The organism is Phenylobacterium sp. Root700, assembly GCF_001429025.1.
In the GTDB taxonomy this organism is placed as follows: Bacteria; Pseudomonadota; Alphaproteobacteria; order Caulobacterales; family Caulobacteraceae; genus Phenylobacterium.
Genome location: NZ_LMHT01000034.1, coordinates 1 through 217 on the forward strand (window position 1 = coordinate 1; position 217 = coordinate 217).

At 71.9% G+C, this 217-nt stretch carries 1 protein-coding gene; it reads right to left on the bottom strand.

Annotated features, from left to right (window positions below):
* Nucleotides 1-217, bottom strand: a 217-nt coding sequence (locus ASE02_RS17715; protein WP_156406135.1) for a transposase, incomplete at both ends; no start/stop codon positions are given.

A 217-nucleotide genomic window follows, 5' to 3' on the forward strand; every position in this document is an offset into this window, starting at 1 on the left:
GTAGCGCGCCTGGCTGGGCGGCAGCTTGGGATGGTGCTTGTTGGGCCGGCGGGCCAGCCGGGGCTTGATCCCCCGGGCCTTGAGCGCGGCTTGGCGGGCGTGGGTGTGGTAGGCGGCGTCGGCCCAGACCACCTGCTCGTCACCGAGGATCAGATCGTCGGCCGGGGTGGTGTCGTTGACGTTGGCCGGGGTGGTGATCACCGTGCGGATCAGGCCC